This window comes from Marvinbryantia formatexigens DSM 14469 (assembly GCF_025148285.1).
GTDB classification, from domain to species: domain Bacteria; phylum Bacillota; class Clostridia; order Lachnospirales; family Lachnospiraceae; genus Marvinbryantia; species Marvinbryantia formatexigens.
The window spans coordinates 2,406,768-2,423,631 of the sequence record NZ_CP102268.1 but is presented as its reverse complement, the minus strand read 5'-3'; the positions used below and the strand labels follow the sequence as shown (position 1 = coordinate 2,423,631).

Here is a 16,864-nt window from a genome sequence, read left to right as displayed (position 1 = left end):
ATGCCTCCAGTGGCGCAGATATGTTTACTGCGCGCTTGTCACTGCAATAGACGCATCCAGATTCTTCAGAACACTGTCTACATCCTTATCTGCCCAGAAGCCCTGCACTACGTTGTACAAATCTGTAATAATATTGTTGTCAATCGTAGAAGCCATCCAGTCATGCGTCTGTCCTGCATTGATAATCTCTGTCATCGGCGCAATGCCCTCATCATCATTTACCACTCCGTTGATGCAGGAGGGCGCACCGTCATAATCGCAGAAGGTCTGTGCACTCTCTGTTTCTGCCAGGAAGCTTAAAAAGCGATATGCCGCCTCTTTTTCTTCATCGCTTGCCTGCGCGGAAACGCAGATTGCCGCGTCAATACCGGACAGGCATTTTGTATCCTCGTAGGTGTCGTTAGGAAGCGGGAATACGCCGGTCTCCAAATCCGGTTTAATGGACGCAATCGTGCCGCGCGCATAGGAACCGGTAATGCACATCGCATACTGTCCGTTTACAAAATTCTCATAGCAGTTTGTATCCGAAAGCGCCAGCGCATCTTCATTTGCATAGGAAAGAAGCGTCGCCATTTTCTCAAACACCGTTCTGATTTCCGGTTCATCCTCAATTTTGGTTTCTCCTGCAGCCGCTTTTTCAAATATCTCCACCCCATCCGGAGCCCAGGCAACCAGTGAGCACTGGAAATCGTGACCAACGCGTCCAGGGTCTTTGCCATGCAGACCTAACGGTGTAATTCCTGCCTCCTTAAGCTTGTCGCAGACAGCAATAAATTCCTCCCATGTTTTCGGAATCTCCAGACCATTATCCGCAAAAATCTGCTTATTATAATATACGCCGACGTAATTACGCGTATATGGAAGCGCATAATACCCGCCGTCCTCCTGTTTCGTCATCTCCAGCGAGCTCTCATTAACATTGCTCAGAAAATCCTGGGAAGATAAATCCTGCACGTATCCGTTTGCCACCTTCTGACGGAACTGTGTCTGCGTCGGATAATCGCTGAAGATAACCGGAATGTCACCGGAAGATATTCTGGAGGTAAGTACCGTACCTGGGTCCGGCACCGTATTCATCTCAATAACAACATCCGGATTTTCCGCATTAAACTGGTCTATAAGCGTCTGATATCCTTTCTGCGGTCCCTCCTCTGACTTCTGCTGGAAAAATTCAATTTTAAGCGGCTCCTCCGCCATTACTGCTGCTCCCGGAATCATGCATGCCGCCATTGCCGCGCATACTGCCAATGTAATTTTCTTCATATCGTTTTCTCCTTTCACACTTTCCTTTTAATATTGATGTGCCGCATCCACTGCCGCTTTAATATATTCTGGTCTGATATTTTCCCCCTGGATGGTACAGTCCGCTCCAATCATAATGCCGGTTGTCCCAAACGCATCCAGAATTTCCTTTACCTCTTCTTCAATCGCTTCTACCGGACCATTTAAAATATTTCCCTTGTTATTCATTCCGCCAAGAATCGCGCAGGAAAACGTTTCGCGTCCCTTTTCAAGACTATATCCGTTATCCTTTACTGACCAGTTTACAAGGTCTGCCGGATAATCCGCAAACCAGTCCACATGCGTGCGGAAATGATATTCCGGCTCGCCGCAGATATGTAAAATGTTGTATTTCTCCTCCGCCTGCTGCGCTACCTGCAGAATCTGCAAATCATACGGTTTCACCAGCGTTTCCCATTCTGTCTTTGTAAATCTTCCCTCTTCTCCGAACTGCGCAGAATAGTAAATGCCGTCCGCTCCGGCGTTCAGATAGCCGCGCGCCCATTCTTCCAGCGCATCCGCAATGATTTTTATTCCGGCGCTCACCGCTTCCGGGGCTTCTTTACTGTATTTCATTAATACGTCATCCCCGAATGCAATCGACGCCGCCTTAAAAGGTCCGAACATGGTCTGAAACAGCAGAACATCTTCGCCTGCCTCCTGACGGATTCCTCTGATAACAGCCTCCAGCTTTTTAAATTCTTCGGAATCCGTTCCTCCGACGCTGATATGATACCAGTCGTCCGCGCATGTAATTGTCCCTTTAACCGGGTACATGTAGTCCTGCATGATTTTGATGACATCCGCACCGGTCTCACGATAGAGCTTCATATGAGCATCTATCATTTCCTGTACGCTGTAATCCGGCTTATAATGAAACCAGAAGCCGGCCGGGACATAATCTGCCGGCTGCCTGTTCATTACCGCTCTTACTCGTTCTTTCCGGGTCATTCCCTGCACCTCCCTGTATTTGATAATGCAATAGTAACAAAAGCCTTTTCATAAAAATAGAAAAAATCTTGAATAAAAAATAGAACTTATCTTATATTCGTTCTTTTTTCTATCTTTTCATTTCTTTTCATGCTATGATGGGAGAATCAGAAACATATTGTTTTTTTACAGAAAGGAATTGGAATTCATATGAAAAAAATAAAGGCTCTCTCCTTTCAGACCCAGATTTTTTTATCCTCGGTTCTGCTTATTGTTCTGCCTTCGATTCTTCTGAGCGTCTGGGCTTCCAATAAAACATCATCCCGGATTTCCCAGGAATACCACAGCGCTTCCTCCGCCATGCTTTCCCAGATGGACCTTACGCTGGATACGCTCCTGTCCGATGCAGGCAAAATTACCACGATGCCTTTATTAAATAACGATATTTACAAAGCCATGATTACGGACTATACGGACCAGTATCTCGTCTATGCACAGGATTCCACGCGTTTCCGCGATGTTTTTAAGCTGACCAACCGTCTGAATTCCGCACTGATAACCTGTGTATTTGAAAACCGCCACGGTTATTTTTTTGAATACAACGTAAACAGTTACCAGCAGCAGCAGACTATCGAAGAAAATATACGTAACTGGGCTCCTGCCGCCAGAGAATCCTCCAATCACACTTACTTTGCGCCGCTGCAGGAACGCTCTAACGGAAAAACGCTTCTGCCAATGATTAAAATCGTTTATGATGGCTATAATTACAGCGAAATCGGTGTCTGCTACTGCGAAATTGATTTTCGTCCGATTGCAGATATTTTCGATTCTTCCCAGCTGACAGACCATACTTTTCTCATTTACAACACGGAAAATGAACTGATTTATTCCTCCAGTCCGTCCTTCGCACAGGATGAGAGCAGCTCTGCGCTTTTGGCGGATATCTCGGCTTTCAGCAGCTCTCTGGAAGAAATGAATGATACGTCTGACGCACAATTACAGCTCAGCGACGGACAGAGCGACTATGCTGTCAGCGGCTGCGTAAATGCCACCACCAAATGGCGTCTTATCCAGCTCGTCAATAACGATGCTATTTCTCTTGCGTACCGTGAAAATCTGGCTGCCCATTTCAGTGCGTTTCTTCTCTGCGCATTGCTCGGTCTTCTGCTTTCCGCTATCCTGTCCAGAACGCTGACACGCCCGGTTTCCCGTCTCTGCGCCTCCATTGATTCGCTCAATCCGGAGGATGGCGGTCTTATTGATGAAAAAGCCTGCGGTTCTAACCAGGAGCTTTTGCGGCTTGTGCGCAGCTTTAATTCTCTGTGCAGACGTCTCATGCGCAGCCTGCAGCAGAACTATGAAACGGAGCTTGGAAAACAGCAGTTAAAAATCCAGATGCTCCAGTTTCAGATTAATCATCATTTTCTGTACAACACGCTGAATAGTATTAAGTCTCTGGCAAATCTTCATAATGTGCCGGAGATTGAAACGATTGCGCTCTGTATGTCCGACTTAATCCGCTATAATCTGGAAAAGTTTCCGGTAGCGCCGCTTAAGGAAGAGCTCTGTCAGGTCAAACGCTACATGACAATACAGAACCTTCGTTTTCCGGGTAAATTTACGCTGGATATCCAGATTCCGCCGGAATATCTTGAAATCGAAACGCCTGTGTTCGTCCTGCAGCCTTTAATCGAAAACTGTATCGAGCACGGTTTTTCCTCGATGGAAACAGGATGCTACATCAGTATTACCTGCCAGATGGATGACCGGGTTCTCCATCTTTTTGTTGCAGATAACGGGCAGGGGATCCCTCCCGAAAAGCTGGCGCACCTAAATGAAGAATGCCGGTGTGATGAAAAAATACCGGTCGAATCCTCCTCCGGGCATCATTCCATCGGACTGAAAAATGTCAGTCAGAGGCTGCGCAGTTACTTTGGTTCTTCCTGCGGTCTGTATCTGGAAAGCAGTCCCGGCGAAGGAACCATCATCGACGTAACGCTGCCGTCACCGGTACATATAACCTCTGTAAATACAGAGGATAGTCCTCCGGCTCTTCCGTAACCGGGAGGACTATCCCCTTTCATTTCTTCCATAACGCGCCTTTTCGTACAGCTCATGCAGTTCTTCTGAAACCGCCTCTGTCTGTACGTTTGCTTTTTCTTCCAGTTCGCCGGGCGTTTCCCAGCCGCCCGGCATTCCGGGCATATGCTTTTTGATGGCTTTTTTATATTGTCTGCGGATTTTCCAGCCCGCGTCCGTTCGCGGCTGCCGCAGACGTCTTTTCCGGCGCGGCACAGATTGCACCTGCTCTTCTTCACTGTCCTCTGAAAAATACACCTTATCGTCCCCGCCCGCGGCAAAGGATTTCATAACCTGCCTGCACAGGCGGTAAAGCAGCACTACGCAGAAGGCGAGGATAATTGCCATTAAAATCCACATCAGCGCCGCAGACAGCGCTTCCATCCAGGCGGGAGTCTCCGGCACATCCTCGCGGAGCATATTCATCCAATCGTTCCCGGCGGCACCATCGGCCTGCGGGAACGCTTCTGTTTCCTGCACAGCGGGAGCCCCGCTGATTTCAAATTCCAGCTCCGCAAGCGGCTCCTTTCCGGAAAGCAGGGAAGGCAGCACAAATGCAAAAAGCAGCGGCAGCATAAGTGCAAGCAGCATCTGTCCCGCTTTTTTTACACTTCTTTTGGGAAGGTTGGCTATTTTTTCATGTTCCTCCAGAAAGATGCGCAGCGAAGACAGGTATTCCGAGACAAATACCAGAAAAACATCGGCGACCGCCATATATAAAATCCATTTCAGAAGCTCTTCTTTTTTCAGACACAATAAAATCACATAATAAACGGCAAAGATAAGCCAGTGCTGCGCCTGCGGCGCATCCAGCAGCGACGGCATTTCCCGCAGCTCTCTGTCAAGCTGCTCCTCCTGCGCGTTCGGCATTTCCTTCAGCATGCTCTTCAACTTCCCCTTTCTGATACGCGTATACCCACGCATTAAAAAGATAAACGCCGTCAGAACGCCCGTCAGCAGACTGCCGGAAAGCAGCTTCATCCCCGCAGTGACCACCGCGCCCGCCAGCAGATAAAGCAGCGGCTGTTTTATTTTCCGGATGCAGAGCAGGCTGAGAGCGACCGGCACCATAAGCCACAGGCTGCCGGCAAAATAACGCCAGGTCTGCGCCGGTTCCATTCCCAGAACCGCAGGTACGATGACATAACAGCCCGCAAATAAGAGAACGGCGTGCAGGCACGCTATTCCGGTCGTCACGTAATTGCTGCGCAGCTTCATGTCGTCACCTCCCGCTTTCCCCTAATTCTGTGCCCTTTGCGTATCCCACCGCATAATCCCGATTCCCGCCGCCCGTTCCAGCGTCAGCTCCATCGCCGGATGCAGCGGCACGATCCACAGAATCTGGTTGTCATTTCCCGCCAGGGCGCGCAGGTCGTGCAGCAGCACTCCGCTCTGGTTTTTGGAAATCAGCAGATAGATATGCTCTCTCCGGCGCTTTGCCGCTTCCACAGATATCAGCTCTGCGGCGGAGCACGCCGCCTTCCGGGTATCCATGCACGCCAGAGCGCGATTCAGCTCCGGCATCTGACCGCTGCCCGCCTTCAGATGCATGGCAAACGCCTCCTGCCGCTCCTCCTCACCCGGATAAACGCAAATGCCGTTACTGAGGATGTCCAGCTCCATATTCTGCGCCGCCAGACGCGCGCACAGCGATGCCGCAATGCGGATGCTCTCCTCCGTCAGCTCCCCGTATTTCCAGATACCCTCGTCTGCAATATCCAGGAGAATCGTCAGATGAATGCTGGTGGTGGAATCATACTGGTTGACCATCAGACCGCCGCTCTTTGCCGACGCTTTCCAGTTAATGGTATTCATGGGGTCTGTCGGGCGGTATTCCCTAAGACCGGAAAATTCAAACGGATCCGGATAAAGACGGTTTCTGGAGAGCACCATCCCGGAAATGGCACGGCAGACCGGACGGATACGCGCCGTGTCCACCGGGCGCGGATACACAAAAAGCTGTGTATCCTGCTCTGCATCCAGATACCCGGCTTCGTTAAAAAAGAAATCATAGCCAATCACTCCCGCCCTCTGAATGCGGTAAAATCCGCGTTTTCTGCACACAAAGGGGAGCGTGCGCACGATTTTCTGCCGCCCGAAAAGCGAAAAAATATCCCTCTTATACGAAAGGTCCGAAATGCTGGAATTATCCTTCGCTTCGCTGGAAAATTCCAGATTCCGGCTCATGGAAAGGCGCACCTCCAACGCCGGAAGCGGAAGCAGCTTTCCATTCGTAATTTCTTCCCGCAATGCGGAGGTCTCTCCCTCGAAAACAGCTTTCCGTTCAAAGGAAACAGTCGTCTCCAGCTTCCGGCTCCAGAGACGCCGGTATATATTCTTTTGCAGCCACCAGGCGATTCCCACGCCTAAAAACAGCATTATCAGCAGCATCGCGCAACCGTCCTCTTACCGTTTGTTCCACTCCTCTGCAGGCAGTATATCCTGTCAGAAACCGTCTTTCACCGTCTGCTCCACTCCTCCGTCGGCAGCGGCACCCTGGAAAGCAGCTCCCGTATCACCTGTGCCCGCGCCCGGTCGCTGTCCTCCGCCGCGGACAGTCCGAGACGATGCGCCAGAACCGGAACCGCCACGGTCTTGATATCCTCCGGCACCACATAATCTCTGCCCTGCACCATCGCAAACGCCTGCGCCGCCCGTGCAAACGCAAGTGAGCCCCGCGGACTGACACCATGCTCCACCTGCGGATTCTCCCGCGTCGCATGTACCAGACGGATCATGTACTTCAGCAGGTCCTCATGGATATAAACTCCGCTGCACCGCATCTGCAGCTCTGCAATATCCTTTTTCTCACAGACCGGCTCCAGCTCCTCCAGCGGATGCCCCGCCAGAAAACGCTCCAGCAGGCTCTGCTCCAGAGGCGGCGTCAGGTCCTCCATTGAAATCTGCATGAGAAAACGGTCCTTCTGCGCCTCCGGCAGCGGAAACGTGCCCAGCGTTTCCAGCGGATTCTGCGTCGCGATCACCAGAAACGGCTCTTCCAGAACGCGCGTTGTGCCGTCCACCGTCACCTGCCGCTCCGCCATGCATTCCAAAAGACTGCTCTGTGTCTTCGGCGTCGCCCGGTTAATCTCATCCGCCAGCAGAATATTGCAGAACACCGGTCCCTTCGCAAACACAAATTCTCCGCTCTTTGCGTCAAAATAATTCAACCCGGTGATATCCGACGGCAGCATATCCGGCGTAAACTGGATTCTGCCAAAATCCGCATCAATGGACTTTGCCAGCGACTTCGCCAGCATCGTCTTTCCCGTGCCCGGCACATCCTGCAGAAGCACATGCCCCTTTGCAAGCACACAGGCAAGCACCAGCTCCGTCGTGCGCTCGTTGCCTATCATTACCTTTGCAATATTTTCTTTCAAATGTCTGATTATTTCCATATATGTCCTCTTATCTCTGTCTCCGCACCGGAATGTCCGACGCATCCTGCCGCGCCTTTAATAATTATACACCCATGTAACGTCCACTTTCAGCATTGCCGTCCCCGTCAATAGCTGTACGCCCACATGGCGACCGCCTGTGACAGCAGATAATCCGCATCCCAGGTCTGCTGGCTGCGCTCGCGGCTGTTGGAATCGTTCAGGAAAATCCGTCCGTCATCATCCACCCCGGTGAGGACGACAAAGTGACCGGAATAGGTGAATTCTCCCGGTCCCATTGAACAGATAATCAGCCTGCCGGACCTCAGTGTATCCACAATCCCCTCCGCGCTGAAGGGCACCTCAGAGACCTGCAGTCCCATCTGCCGCGCTCCGGCGTCCATCAGCTCCCAGGAGGAGCCGACGCCGCTCACATAATAGCCGTTTTCATCCGCCATTTTTGCCACCTCGTAAGGATTCCACTTCGTATCCCCGCTCAGTCCGCACTGCACCATAGAAAGGCTCGTCGGTCCGCACCCGTTCACGCCGAGAAAATCATCCCCGTAGATTTCGTAGCCCCAGCGCTCATCCCACTGCAGAAACAGCGGTACGCCGCCCTGCCGGACATCTTCGGTAATGTCGATTTTGGGATGCAGATCCTTCTTTTCCGGAAAAGCCATGACAAAGTCAGTTGCCTGCGGATATTTCTCCATAAATTCCAGCATACTGACCGGATATTCCCCTTCCATCGGTATCCAGGCGGGAACCGTGCTCTGCTTTTTCCTGGAGCGCACGGCAAAGACCGCCGCTATCACCAGAACCGCACCCAGTACCAGAAACAAAAGCCGCCTCCGGCGCCCTCTTCCGCGTTTTTTTCTGTTTTTTCTAATATCCACGGTACTCTCCGGTACCCTCTCCCGTCTCGTCCGCATAAAGCGTTTCCTCTTCTTCCGTATCACCAAAGCTGTACGCCCACATTCCTTTAATCTGCGGCAGAATCCGCCCGATGTCCCAGCTCTTTTCGCTGTTTATTCTGCTGTTTGGGTCGTTGACCTTAATGCTTCCGTCCGCGTTGACCCCCGCAAGCACGATAAAATGACCGCTGTCCGTAAAATCTCCCGCTCTGACGGAGCAGATGACCGGCTTCCCGCTGCGCAGTGTATCGGTGATATCCTCCTCGCTCAGCGTCACGCTGTATACCTGCAGCCCCAGCTTTTCTGCCCCGGCGCTCATCAGGTCCCAGGAGGAACCCTCCCCGTTGACATAGTAGCCCTCCTGCTCCGCCATCTTCGCCACCTCGTAGGGATTCCAGATGGTTTCTCCGCTCAGTCCGCACTGCACCATAGAAAGGCAGGTCGGTCCGCAGCCGGTCACCGCCAGAAAATCACTTCCATACCGCTCGTATCCCCAGCGCACGTCCCACTGCAGAAACAGCGGCAGTTCTCCTTTTTTTACCTCGCCGCTGATGTCGATTTCATTATGTACATCCTTATATTTCGGATAATCCAGCACAAACTGCGTCGCTTCCGGATATTTCTCCATAAATGCGACAAGACTTTCCGGATAATCCTTCAGCAAATCTTCCGTCTCTGTCTCCGTCTGCACCTCTTCTGTTTCAGCAGCCAGCTCCGTCTGCTGCACCTCTGTCTGCGCAGCCGTTTCCTTTGCGTAATCGGTCTGTGTTTTTGATGCCTCCGCGTAAATCACAAAAGCCGCCATCAGAACGCAGAGCGCAACCGGTATTTTCATATCTGTTTTCCTCTTCTGTCTCATAAATTTCCTCCGTAATGCCGGGTGTCGCATTCGTCCCGGAATTCCTGAAGCCGAACCGTCCGGGACCCATAAAAATTATACCGCACCCGCGAAGGAAACTTCTTTAAATTTTTTCGTAAAAAGCTTACGATTTTCCCAACAATTTCTTAACACTTTTTTTCTGACGCAGCTCCCGGAAAAAACGGCTGAGCAGCTCGCTGCACTCCTCCTCCAGCACGCCGCGAGTCACCTGCACCTGATGATTAAATTCCGGCATTTCCAGAATATTGAGGATGCTTCCGGCGCAGCCCGCTTTTGGATTCATGCTGCCGATGACCGCCTCTGTCAAGCGCGCCTGCACCATCGCTCCGGCGCACATCTGACAGGGCTCCAGCGTAATATACATCGTACATCCCTCCAGGCGCCAGTCGCCTGTTTTTTTCGCCGCCTTTTTAATGGCAATCAGCTCGGCATGAGAGAGCGTATTTTTATCGGTATTGCGCCGGTTATAGCCGCGCGCGATGATTTTTCCGTCCTGCACGATCACGCAGCCAATCGGCACCTCGTCAAGCGCATACGCCTTTTTTGCCTGCCGGATCGCCTCTCGCATAAATTTTTCATGAATTTTACTGTCTGTTGTTTCCATGTGCCTGTATCTCCCTGCCGCCGTTTTGTGTACATTTCCCGTCGTCCCGCAGCAGATGAATATTCCTCATACCAAATAGGCATGCGGCTCCTCATATTTCTGCGTACCGTTTCACAATGCCCTTCATCACTTCCACCGCCAGGTCCATGCCCTCCACCGTGATATGCTCATACGGACCATGAAAAGCGTGACCGCCGGTTCCAAGGTTCGGGCAGGGCAGCCCCATATAGGAAAGCCTTGCGCCGTCTGTGCCGCCGCGAATCGGAACCTCGACTGGCACCATCCCGGCATCTGTAATCGCCTGCTTTGCGTTTTCAATAAGATGCATACACGGCTCGATCTTCTCTTTCATATTGCGGTACTGCTCTGTAATTTTCAGCGTCACCACACCGCTGCCGTATTTTTCCTGCAGCAGCTTTGTAATGTGCCGCAGCGTTTCCTTCCGGCACGCAAACATTTCCGCGCTGTGGTCGCGCACAATATATTCCAGCTTCGCGTCCGACACGTCGCCGCTCATGCTGCAGAGGTGGAAAAAGCCCTCGTATCCTTCGGTGTCGCGCGGCGTATCGCCGGACGGAAGCATATTGTTAAACTCCATCGCCACCAGGGAAGCATTAATCATTGTATCCTTGCTGCTTCCCGGATGCACGGAAAACCCCTTAAAAGTAACCTCTGCCCCGCAGGCGTTGAAGTTTTCATATTCGATCTGGTTCTCCGCATCGCCGTCCATTGTATAGGCAAACTGCGCGCCAAATCCCTCCACATCAAAGAAATCGGCGCCTCGCCCGACCTCCTCATCCGGCGTAAAACCGATGCAGATTTTTCCGTGCGGAAGATTCCCCTCCAGAAGCTCCTGCGCCAGCGTCATAATCTCGGCAACGCCCGCCTTGTCGTCCGCGCCCAGAAGCGTTGTTCCATCCGTCGTAATCAGCGTACGTCCGCGCAGACCGGCAAGGTGTGGAAAATCCTTTACTGACAGCACTCTTCCCCCGCCCAGCGTCACGTCGCCGCCGTCATAGTTTTCGATTATCTGCGGGTTTACATTTTCACCCGAAAAATCCGGCGCCGTATCCATGTGGGCGATAAAACCGATTGCCGGAGCGTCTTCCTTCCCCGGCGTCGCCGGAATCACGCCGTACACATAGCATTTTTCATCGATGCGCACATCGCTGACCCCCAGCTCCTTCATTTCCTGTACAAGCTGGTTCCCCAGATCAAACTGACGCTGCGTCGAGGGCGTCGTCTCGCTCTCATCACAGCTCGTCGTGTGCACCTTTACATAGTTTAACAGTCTCTTATATGCTCTCATAATTTCCTCCTGTCTTCTTCTCATTAATCATTTTCCTGATTGCAGCAGATTCTTTACACTTACTGTTTCCAGCGCCTGCAACTGCTGCACCGCCAACCGCCGCCTGGTCATCGCTTCTGCCCTTTCTTCAGCCGCCGCTATGCAGGAAAGCAGGCCGCCGCCATACACCCGCGGATTTTTCAGCGCTCAATGCCGTCCCGCGCCGGCTGCCCTTTCTGGAACGGATGCTTTCTCATGCAGATTTCCGAAACGTAATCCGCCCGCTCCAGCAGCGCCTCATCCGGTCCCTGTCCGGTAAGGATGACCTCCAGCTTTTCCGGCTTATTGTCCAGGAATTCAAGCACCAGCGCTTCATCCAGCAATCCCGCCTGGATGGTATAAATCACCTCATCCAGAAACAGAACGTCAAACTGCTCCCTGCACGCCTTTTCCGTCACTGTCTTCAACTGCTGCGCGTAAAACAGCCGCCGCTCGCGCTTCTCCTCCTCTGTCATCTGAAAGCTGAATTTCTCTTCCTCCAGCCCATCCACAATCGTAATATTTTCCACCTTTTCCAGCACCTTCCGCTCGCTGGTGCGGTTATTCTTCATAAACTGATAAATCAGAACCCGGTAGCCATATCCGGCCGCGCGCACGCACAGCCCCATGCCGGTAGTTGTCTTTCCCTTGCCGTCCCCACAGTAAATATGAACCAGTCCTGTCGTCTTAATCGCCATCTTCCCGCTCCCTTTCTTCATCCTTCTATATTTTCCTCAAAACTCCCTGCAGGCTTTTTCGCAGCCCTCTCTCATTTTTCCCTCTTTCCCGCAAAGCTTTCACACAATTTCTTTTATCTTATCATAAAAAACAGGAATTGAAAAGCCTTCCACCATCTGCTATACTTATATTTAATATAGGGGATTTTTTTCAGAGAGGGTTCCATTATGAAACGAAGCACGTTATCCGTTACTTTCATTATTATCGCTATCGTATTGCTGGCAGTCGGCATATTTGCCCCGGACTGGTTTTTCTATGTTCTTGTTGCCTGCCTTGTTGCCGCTATATCTCTTTTGGCAGGCAGAAAAAAATAAAGCCTGTCCTGACCGGAAATATTTTGCAGACAAAAAAGCGGCTCACTCCCGTTGGTGAACCGCCTTTTTCTTTCTCTTTATGCTTTCTTTTCTTTAATTCTTTCCAGGGATTTTCTTGCTGCCTCCAGTACCGTCTCATCCTTTTCATGTCCCAGACAGTAACGCAACTGTGTTTCCACGTAGCTTCCTTCTGACTTTCCAAGGGCAGTGGCAACGGCTCTGCGGACATCCGCGTCCTCATCTTCCAGTATCGCCACCAGGGTATTTAATGCTTTTTCATCGCTGATCAGCTCTCCAAGCCCTTCAATCGCCGCCAGGCGGGCTTCTTTATCTTTCTCGTAAGCGATTGCAGCGAGCTTATCTGCCTTTCCCTTTTTTACATATTTTTGAATCTTATCCAGTTTTCCCATTTCTCTGTCCTTCCCTTTCTTGTCTTATTCCTTCCGGCGATGCGCTTTTCTGCACCATCTTCCTTTAACAGCTCCGGCGTTCCTCCTCCGTCATGCCCTTCTCCAGATTCCGTATGTCTCTCCGGATTCTTCTTTGCACACCTCCGTTCTCTTTTCCGCTGATTTCCAGATTTTGAAGCCTCTGTTTTAATAACCGCACTTTTTCCTGATTGTTCATCCTTTTTTCCTCCTTTATTCTGCTCTGTATACTCTCTGTCTGTCAGACTTTCTGTTCTTTACAGCGTTTTGCTGGTTTTCAATGCTTTCACTGTTTTCCGCCTCCCCTGTGCACATAGTTTTTTTCATTGGACGATATATTTTCGGACATTTTCCGTACCACATCATAAAATGTGTCCAAATCTTTTTTGCAGATTCCCTCCGTCAGAATATCCTCCAGCAGATTGATTTCATCATTGATTTGCTCTTTTAAAGCGATGCCTGCCGGCGCCGGGCAGACCTCCTTTAACCGGTCGTCGCCGGAAACCTTTCTGCGGGCAATCATATTGCTCTTCTCCATTTTTTTCAGCTGCACGGAAAGACTGGCGCTTTTGATGTTCAGCGCCTCCTCTATATCCTTCTGATAGATTTTCCTGCACGCGCCATCATGAAAAAGAAAATACAGAATATGGGTCTGTGTTGCATTTTTGTCGGTTATCATATTAAATTTTCTGCGAATCTGGTTCGCCAGTCCCAGGACTGCGCCCGCACATTGCTTTTCCGACATTTTCCCTATCACTCCCGTGTATCAGCACCTGTCTGCTCCGGGTGCTGATATATTTGTAAAAAAACAGGCTTCTGTACGAAGCCCCGCCAAACTACTTACAGTCAAACTATTTTCTTTCAAAGAATATTTAATCATATTTCTTCTTGAAAGTGAAGTGAATAAATGGTATTATCAATGACAAAACCGCATTAATCGAGGTAGGAAGAATGAATACTGCACAATTAGAAAGCTTTATCCAGGTGGCGGAAAATCTGAATTTTGCGCGCGCCGCCGAAATCCTCAACATCACCCAGTCCGCCGTATCACGCCAGATTCACTCTCTGGAGGAAGAGCTGGGAACGAAATTATTACACCGCACGACCAGAACCGTTACGCTCACGCCCGCCGGGCTCTGCTTTCTCGAAGACGCCAAAAACGTTGTGGGCAGACTGAGGCTTGCCACAGAAAAAATACAGCGCAGCAATACTTCCGACGTGCAGGTATTAACCATTGGCTGCGAAAACGATGCCGTTCTCGACTTTCTCTGTCAGGTTCTGAAGCCCTGCCGGGAACAGATGCCTGAGCTGCATCCGTTTATACGGGTCATTCCCCACCGCGCCATTCTGAATCTCTTTTATCAGAATGAGCTGGAGCTGCTGTTTGGTTTTAAAGACGATATTCCGCTCAAGGATGAAATCATCTACCAGGAGCTTATCAAAATCCCGCTCTGCTGTGCGCTGCCAGACGGACACCCTTTCGCCCGGAGGTCAGAAATTGATGTGCAGGAGCTCTATTCGGAAGGCATTATTATCTGTGATTCCTATGCCATTCCCTCCAGGGCAGTGGCTATCCGGGAGCAGCTCAGCCAGCATGTTGCGCCGGAATGCACCTATATCTGCGAAAGCCTGCAGGTTCTTCTCACGCTGATCAGAGCCGGATACGGATGCTCTGTGCTGCCCAGACTGAATTACATGACTTCCGAAATAAGCTACGTTCCTCTGAAAAATACAGAACCGCTCTCCTATGGCTTTTTCTACAAAAGCGCTTCTTCCGGCGGCATACTGAAAAAATTTATCTCCATTATCAACGACACCGTAATCCGCTGATTCTCATGAAAAATATGCTATTATTCATAACAGGCGGTTATGAAAGGGGGCAATGAAATGACCATCGACAATTTAAAGTGCTTTATCCTGGTCGCCGAAAATCTGAGCTTTGCAAGAGCTGCCGAGGCGCTCTACATCTCCCAGCCGGCAGTCGCAAAGCAGATCAACACGCTGGAGCACGAGCTTGGCGTAGCGCTTTTCATCCGTTCCACCCGGCATGTAGAGCTTACGCCTTCCGGGATGTCTTTTTATAAGGACGCCAAAGATATCGTCATGAAATCGGAGGCGGCCATCACCCGCGTGCAGAAGCAATATGTAAACTCTGATTCTATCCGCATCGGACTGAGCAATCCCGCGGCGCTTTTTTTCTTGACGCCGGTTTTAACAAGATTTCATTCTGAATTTCCGGATATCCGCCCGGATATCGAATGTCCTGGCTATAAAATCGTTCTGAATCTTTTTCTGGAGAACAAATTAGATGTTCTTTTTTATTACAGAGAAAATATGCCTAAAAAAACCAGCATCCACTTTATCGAGCTGCAAAAGGACAGGATGATATGCCTGATGCCGAAAACGCACCCCTTTGCCGGACGGGACAGCGTTTCTCTGGAGGATTTAAAGGATACGACCATTATCGCCTGCAATCCGCTAAACGCCCCGCTTTCCACCTCCGCCTTCCAGCGGCGGCTGTCCGGACATCATGCCGCGGACAAAATCCTTTACTGCAACAGTATTGAGATTGCGCACTGTCTTGCCGCGTCCGGTTTTGGAATTTCCGTGCTTCCGCAGATACTGACCCTGGATTCTCCGGAATACGCCGCCGTGCCTCTTTCCGAAAATATAGAGCTCTCATTCGGGGTTTTTTATCACAAACGTAATACCAGCTCCGCGCTGGACAAATTTTTAAAGCTGTTTTCCAGGTGATAAAATGATTTAAGGAGTAACTGTCATGGATAAAAATTATGAACAAAAAGAAACGAAACTGATGAAGGCATTAATTGACCGGTGCGGTATGCAGCACATCGTCGATACCGCCGCAGAGCTTTTCGGCAATTCTGTCTTCATCTGCGACCTGGGATATAAAATCTTATGCTATAGCGACCATGATGCAACATACGATGATTTCTGGGAGTATGTAAAAAATTACAATTACAGCATCCCCGAACAGATGATTCAGATTATGCGCACCGGGGATTTTGCCAGAATCTATTCCACGGACGAGCCGCTTATCGGGAAATATTCTTTTGCGGAATTTCCTTTCCTGGCCGCCAGGATCCGTGACGGAAGCCATGTGCTGGGACACGTCTGTATATACGGAAGCAGGCGTGATTTCTGCGCAGAGGATAATGATCTGCTGGTTCTCCTGTGCAAGGTCATTTCGTATGAAATGCTGTACAGAGGCATATCGAAGCCTTACGAAATCCCGTACTATACGCTGCTTGCCGATTTGCTGGAAGGGAATCTGACAGACGAACAGGAGCTGCAGATGCGGCTGAAATGCCTGCAGCTTCATCTTCCGCCGCAGATGCATCTGGTAATCATTGATTTTCTGAGCAGCACGGTACAGACCAGTATTTTTTATATCCGGGAATATTTGGCACAGAATCTCCCGGACACGCTGAGCATCGTATATAAAAACCAGTTAATCCTGCTGACCTCCGAGGCGGTCATAGAACATCATCTTCTGGAAAAGAATCTTTCCGGCTACGAAACGAGCACCGACTACCGGATCGGCGTCAGCAATCTCATTTCCGGTCTGCAGAATCTTCCGGTTTATTATCAGCAGGCTTCCGATTCCATCCGCATTGCCGGTCTTATTAAAATGGAGGGGCGGCTGTGTTTGTACAAAAACCTGAAAATCTACCAGCTATTGCTGTATGCCGAAAAAGAAATCGATTTGCATTTTCTCTGCGACCCGGTCGTGCTTGCCATACGCTCCTATGATCAGCAATACCATACGGAATATCTCAATGACTTAATCATTTATCTGAATTGCGGAAAAAATATTAACAAAGCGGCAAAAGAAGCGTGTGTACATAAAAACTCCATGTATTACAGAATTTCCAAAATGGAGGAGCTGTTTTCTTTTTCCTTCGAGGACGAAGAAACCTGCCTTTCCCTGCAGCTATCGCTGAGGATTCTGCGTTTATTAAACCCCTGAC

At 50.3% G+C, this 16,864-nt stretch carries 18 protein-coding genes; 5 read left to right on the top strand and 13 right to left on the bottom strand.

Going from position 1 to position 16,864, the window contains the following annotated elements; genetic code table 11:
- Positions 1-24: 24 nt before the first annotated feature.
- The gene (locus NQ534_RS11530; RefSeq protein ID WP_006859879.1) at positions 25-1,263 is read right to left on the bottom strand and encodes an ABC transporter substrate-binding protein; all 1,239 of its coding nucleotides are present in this window, start codon (positions 1,261-1,263) and stop codon (positions 25-27) included.
- Between the two features lie 27 nt (positions 1,264-1,290).
- Positions 1,291-2,232: a uroporphyrinogen decarboxylase family protein gene (locus NQ534_RS11525; protein WP_006859878.1), complete on the bottom strand. Its 942-nt coding sequence runs from the start codon at positions 2,230-2,232 to the stop codon at positions 1,291-1,293.
- 189 nt (positions 2,233-2,421) lie between these two features.
- Here NQ534_RS11525 and NQ534_RS11520 point away from each other — a divergent pair, with 189 nt between their 5' ends.
- Positions 2,422-4,272, top strand: a complete 1,851-nt coding sequence (locus NQ534_RS11520) for a sensor histidine kinase (RefSeq protein ID WP_006859877.1) — start codon at positions 2,422-2,424, stop codon at positions 4,270-4,272.
- 9 nt (positions 4,273-4,281) lie between these two features.
- Here NQ534_RS11520 and NQ534_RS11515 read toward each other — a convergent pair whose 3' ends face one another.
- From NQ534_RS11515 to NQ534_RS11480, 8 genes are all read right to left on the bottom strand, one after another.
- Positions 4,282-5,508 carry a hypothetical protein gene (locus NQ534_RS11515; RefSeq protein ID WP_006859876.1) on the bottom strand — a complete coding sequence of 409 codons (1,227 nt, stop codon included), beginning with the start codon at positions 5,506-5,508 and terminating at the stop codon, positions 4,282-4,284.
- A 21-nt stretch (positions 5,509-5,529) separates the two neighbouring features.
- A complete protein-coding gene (locus NQ534_RS11510) occupies positions 5,530-6,681 on the bottom strand; it encodes a DUF58 domain-containing protein (protein WP_006859875.1) in 1,152 nt (383 codons plus the stop codon).
- A gap of 68 nt (positions 6,682-6,749) precedes the next feature.
- A complete protein-coding gene (locus NQ534_RS11505) occupies positions 6,750-7,688 on the bottom strand; it encodes an AAA family ATPase (RefSeq protein WP_006859874.1) in 939 nt (312 codons plus the stop codon).
- A 107-nt stretch (positions 7,689-7,795) separates the two neighbouring features.
- Positions 7,796-8,563: a C39 family peptidase gene (locus NQ534_RS11500; protein WP_006859873.1), complete on the bottom strand. Its 768-nt coding sequence runs from the start codon at positions 8,561-8,563 to the stop codon at positions 7,796-7,798.
- Positions 8,553-9,440 carry a C39 family peptidase gene (locus tag NQ534_RS11495; protein WP_006859872.1) on the bottom strand — a complete coding sequence of 296 codons (888 nt, stop codon included), beginning with the start codon at positions 9,438-9,440 and terminating at the stop codon, positions 8,553-8,555. The genes NQ534_RS11500 and NQ534_RS11495 overlap by 11 nt, the downstream gene beginning before the upstream one ends.
- A 124-nt stretch (positions 9,441-9,564) precedes the next feature.
- Positions 9,565-10,065, bottom strand: coding sequence for a tRNA adenosine(34) deaminase TadA (gene tadA, locus NQ534_RS11490; RefSeq protein WP_006859871.1), 501 nt, complete (start codon positions 10,063-10,065; stop codon positions 9,565-9,567).
- Positions 10,066-10,156: 91 nt separating this feature from the next.
- Positions 10,157-11,374, bottom strand: coding sequence for a peptidase T (pepT, locus tag NQ534_RS11485; protein WP_040781353.1), 1,218 nt, complete (start codon positions 11,372-11,374; stop codon positions 10,157-10,159).
- Between the two features lie 179 nt (positions 11,375-11,553).
- Positions 11,554-12,111 (bottom strand): cob(I)yrinic acid a,c-diamide adenosyltransferase, encoded by a 558-nt coding sequence (locus tag NQ534_RS11480; RefSeq protein ID WP_006859867.1) that lies wholly within the window; start codon positions 12,109-12,111, stop codon positions 11,554-11,556.
- A gap of 186 nt (positions 12,112-12,297) precedes the next feature.
- Between NQ534_RS11480 and NQ534_RS11475 the strand changes: the two genes are divergently transcribed.
- The gene (locus NQ534_RS11475; protein ID WP_157200706.1) at positions 12,298-12,444 is read left to right on the top strand and encodes a hypothetical protein; all 147 of its coding nucleotides are present in this window, start codon (positions 12,298-12,300) and stop codon (positions 12,442-12,444) included.
- Positions 12,445-12,521: 77 nt separating this feature from the next.
- Here NQ534_RS11475 and NQ534_RS11470 read toward each other — a convergent pair whose 3' ends face one another.
- The 3 genes from NQ534_RS11470 to NQ534_RS11460 form a co-directional block, all read right to left on the bottom strand.
- Positions 12,522-12,854 carry a HEAT repeat domain-containing protein gene (locus NQ534_RS11470; RefSeq protein WP_006859865.1) on the bottom strand — a complete coding sequence of 111 codons (333 nt, stop codon included), beginning with the start codon at positions 12,852-12,854 and terminating at the stop codon, positions 12,522-12,524.
- Positions 12,855-12,918: 64 nt separating this feature from the next.
- Positions 12,919-13,071 carry a hypothetical protein gene (locus NQ534_RS11465; protein ID WP_006859864.1) on the bottom strand — a complete coding sequence of 51 codons (153 nt, stop codon included), beginning with the start codon at positions 13,069-13,071 and terminating at the stop codon, positions 12,919-12,921.
- A gap of 87 nt (positions 13,072-13,158) precedes the next feature.
- Positions 13,159-13,617, bottom strand: coding sequence for a MarR family winged helix-turn-helix transcriptional regulator (locus tag NQ534_RS11460; RefSeq protein ID WP_006859863.1), 459 nt, complete (start codon positions 13,615-13,617; stop codon positions 13,159-13,161).
- Positions 13,618-13,823: 206 nt separating this feature from the next.
- On the opposite strand from NQ534_RS11460, the gene NQ534_RS11455 reads away from it, so the two are divergent.
- From NQ534_RS11455 to NQ534_RS11445, 3 genes are read left to right on the top strand one after another with little or no spacing between them, the layout of a single operon-like run.
- Positions 13,824-14,702, top strand: a complete 879-nt coding sequence (locus NQ534_RS11455; protein ID WP_006859861.1) for a LysR family transcriptional regulator — start codon at positions 13,824-13,826, stop codon at positions 14,700-14,702.
- A 39-nt stretch (positions 14,703-14,741) separates the two neighbouring features.
- The gene (locus NQ534_RS11450; protein WP_006859860.1) at positions 14,742-15,626 is read left to right on the top strand and encodes a LysR family transcriptional regulator; all 885 of its coding nucleotides are present in this window, start codon (positions 14,742-14,744) and stop codon (positions 15,624-15,626) included.
- 25 nt (positions 15,627-15,651) lie between these two features.
- On the top strand, positions 15,652-16,863 hold the full coding sequence (locus tag NQ534_RS11445; protein ID WP_006859859.1) for a PucR family transcriptional regulator: 1,212 nt from the start codon (positions 15,652-15,654) through the stop codon (positions 16,861-16,863).
- Position 16,864: the final 1 nt, after the last annotated feature.

Bases quoted from the DNA above. Each gene is read 5' to 3' on its own strand.
- NQ534_RS11460 (WP_006859863.1), bottom strand. From the start codon at position 13,617: ATGTCGGAAAAGCAATGTGCGGGCGCAGTCCTGGGACTGGCGAACCAG.
- tadA (WP_006859871.1), bottom strand. From the start codon at position 10,065: ATGGAAACAACAGACAGTAAAATTCATGAAAAATTTATGCGAGAGGCG.
- NQ534_RS11455 (WP_006859861.1), top strand. From the start codon at position 13,824: ATGAATACTGCACAATTAGAAAGCTTTATCCAGGTGGCGGAAAATCTG.
- NQ534_RS11530 (WP_006859879.1), bottom strand. From the start codon at position 1,263: ATGAAGAAAATTACATTGGCAGTATGCGCGGCAATGGCGGCATGCATG.
- NQ534_RS11470 (WP_006859865.1), bottom strand. From the start codon at position 12,854: ATGGGAAAACTGGATAAGATTCAAAAATATGTAAAAAAGGGAAAGGCA.
- NQ534_RS11450 (WP_006859860.1), top strand. From the start codon at position 14,742: ATGAAAGGGGGCAATGAAATGACCATCGACAATTTAAAGTGCTTTATC.
- NQ534_RS11495 (WP_006859872.1), bottom strand. From the start codon at position 9,440: ATGAGACAGAAGAGGAAAACAGATATGAAAATACCGGTTGCGCTCTGC.
- NQ534_RS11505 (WP_006859874.1), bottom strand. From the start codon at position 7,688: ATGGAAATAATCAGACATTTGAAAGAAAATATTGCAAAGGTAATGATA.
- pepT (WP_040781353.1), bottom strand. From the start codon at position 11,374: ATGAGAGCATATAAGAGACTGTTAAACTATGTAAAGGTGCACACGACG.
- NQ534_RS11510 (WP_006859875.1), bottom strand. From the start codon at position 6,681: ATGCTGCTGATAATGCTGTTTTTAGGCGTGGGAATCGCCTGGTGGCTG.
- NQ534_RS11520 (WP_006859877.1), top strand. From the start codon at position 2,422: ATGAAAAAAATAAAGGCTCTCTCCTTTCAGACCCAGATTTTTTTATCC.
- NQ534_RS11445 (WP_006859859.1), top strand. From the start codon at position 15,652: ATGGATAAAAATTATGAACAAAAAGAAACGAAACTGATGAAGGCATTA.
- NQ534_RS11475 (WP_157200706.1), top strand. From the start codon at position 12,298: ATGAAACGAAGCACGTTATCCGTTACTTTCATTATTATCGCTATCGTA.
- NQ534_RS11480 (WP_006859867.1), bottom strand. From the start codon at position 12,111: ATGAAGAAAGGGAGCGGGAAGATGGCGATTAAGACGACAGGACTGGTT.
- NQ534_RS11525 (WP_006859878.1), bottom strand. From the start codon at position 2,232: ATGACCCGGAAAGAACGAGTAAGAGCGGTAATGAACAGGCAGCCGGCA.
- NQ534_RS11515 (WP_006859876.1), bottom strand. From the start codon at position 5,508: ATGAAGCTGCGCAGCAATTACGTGACGACCGGAATAGCGTGCCTGCAC.
- NQ534_RS11465 (WP_006859864.1), bottom strand. From the start codon at position 13,071: ATGAACAATCAGGAAAAAGTGCGGTTATTAAAACAGAGGCTTCAAAAT.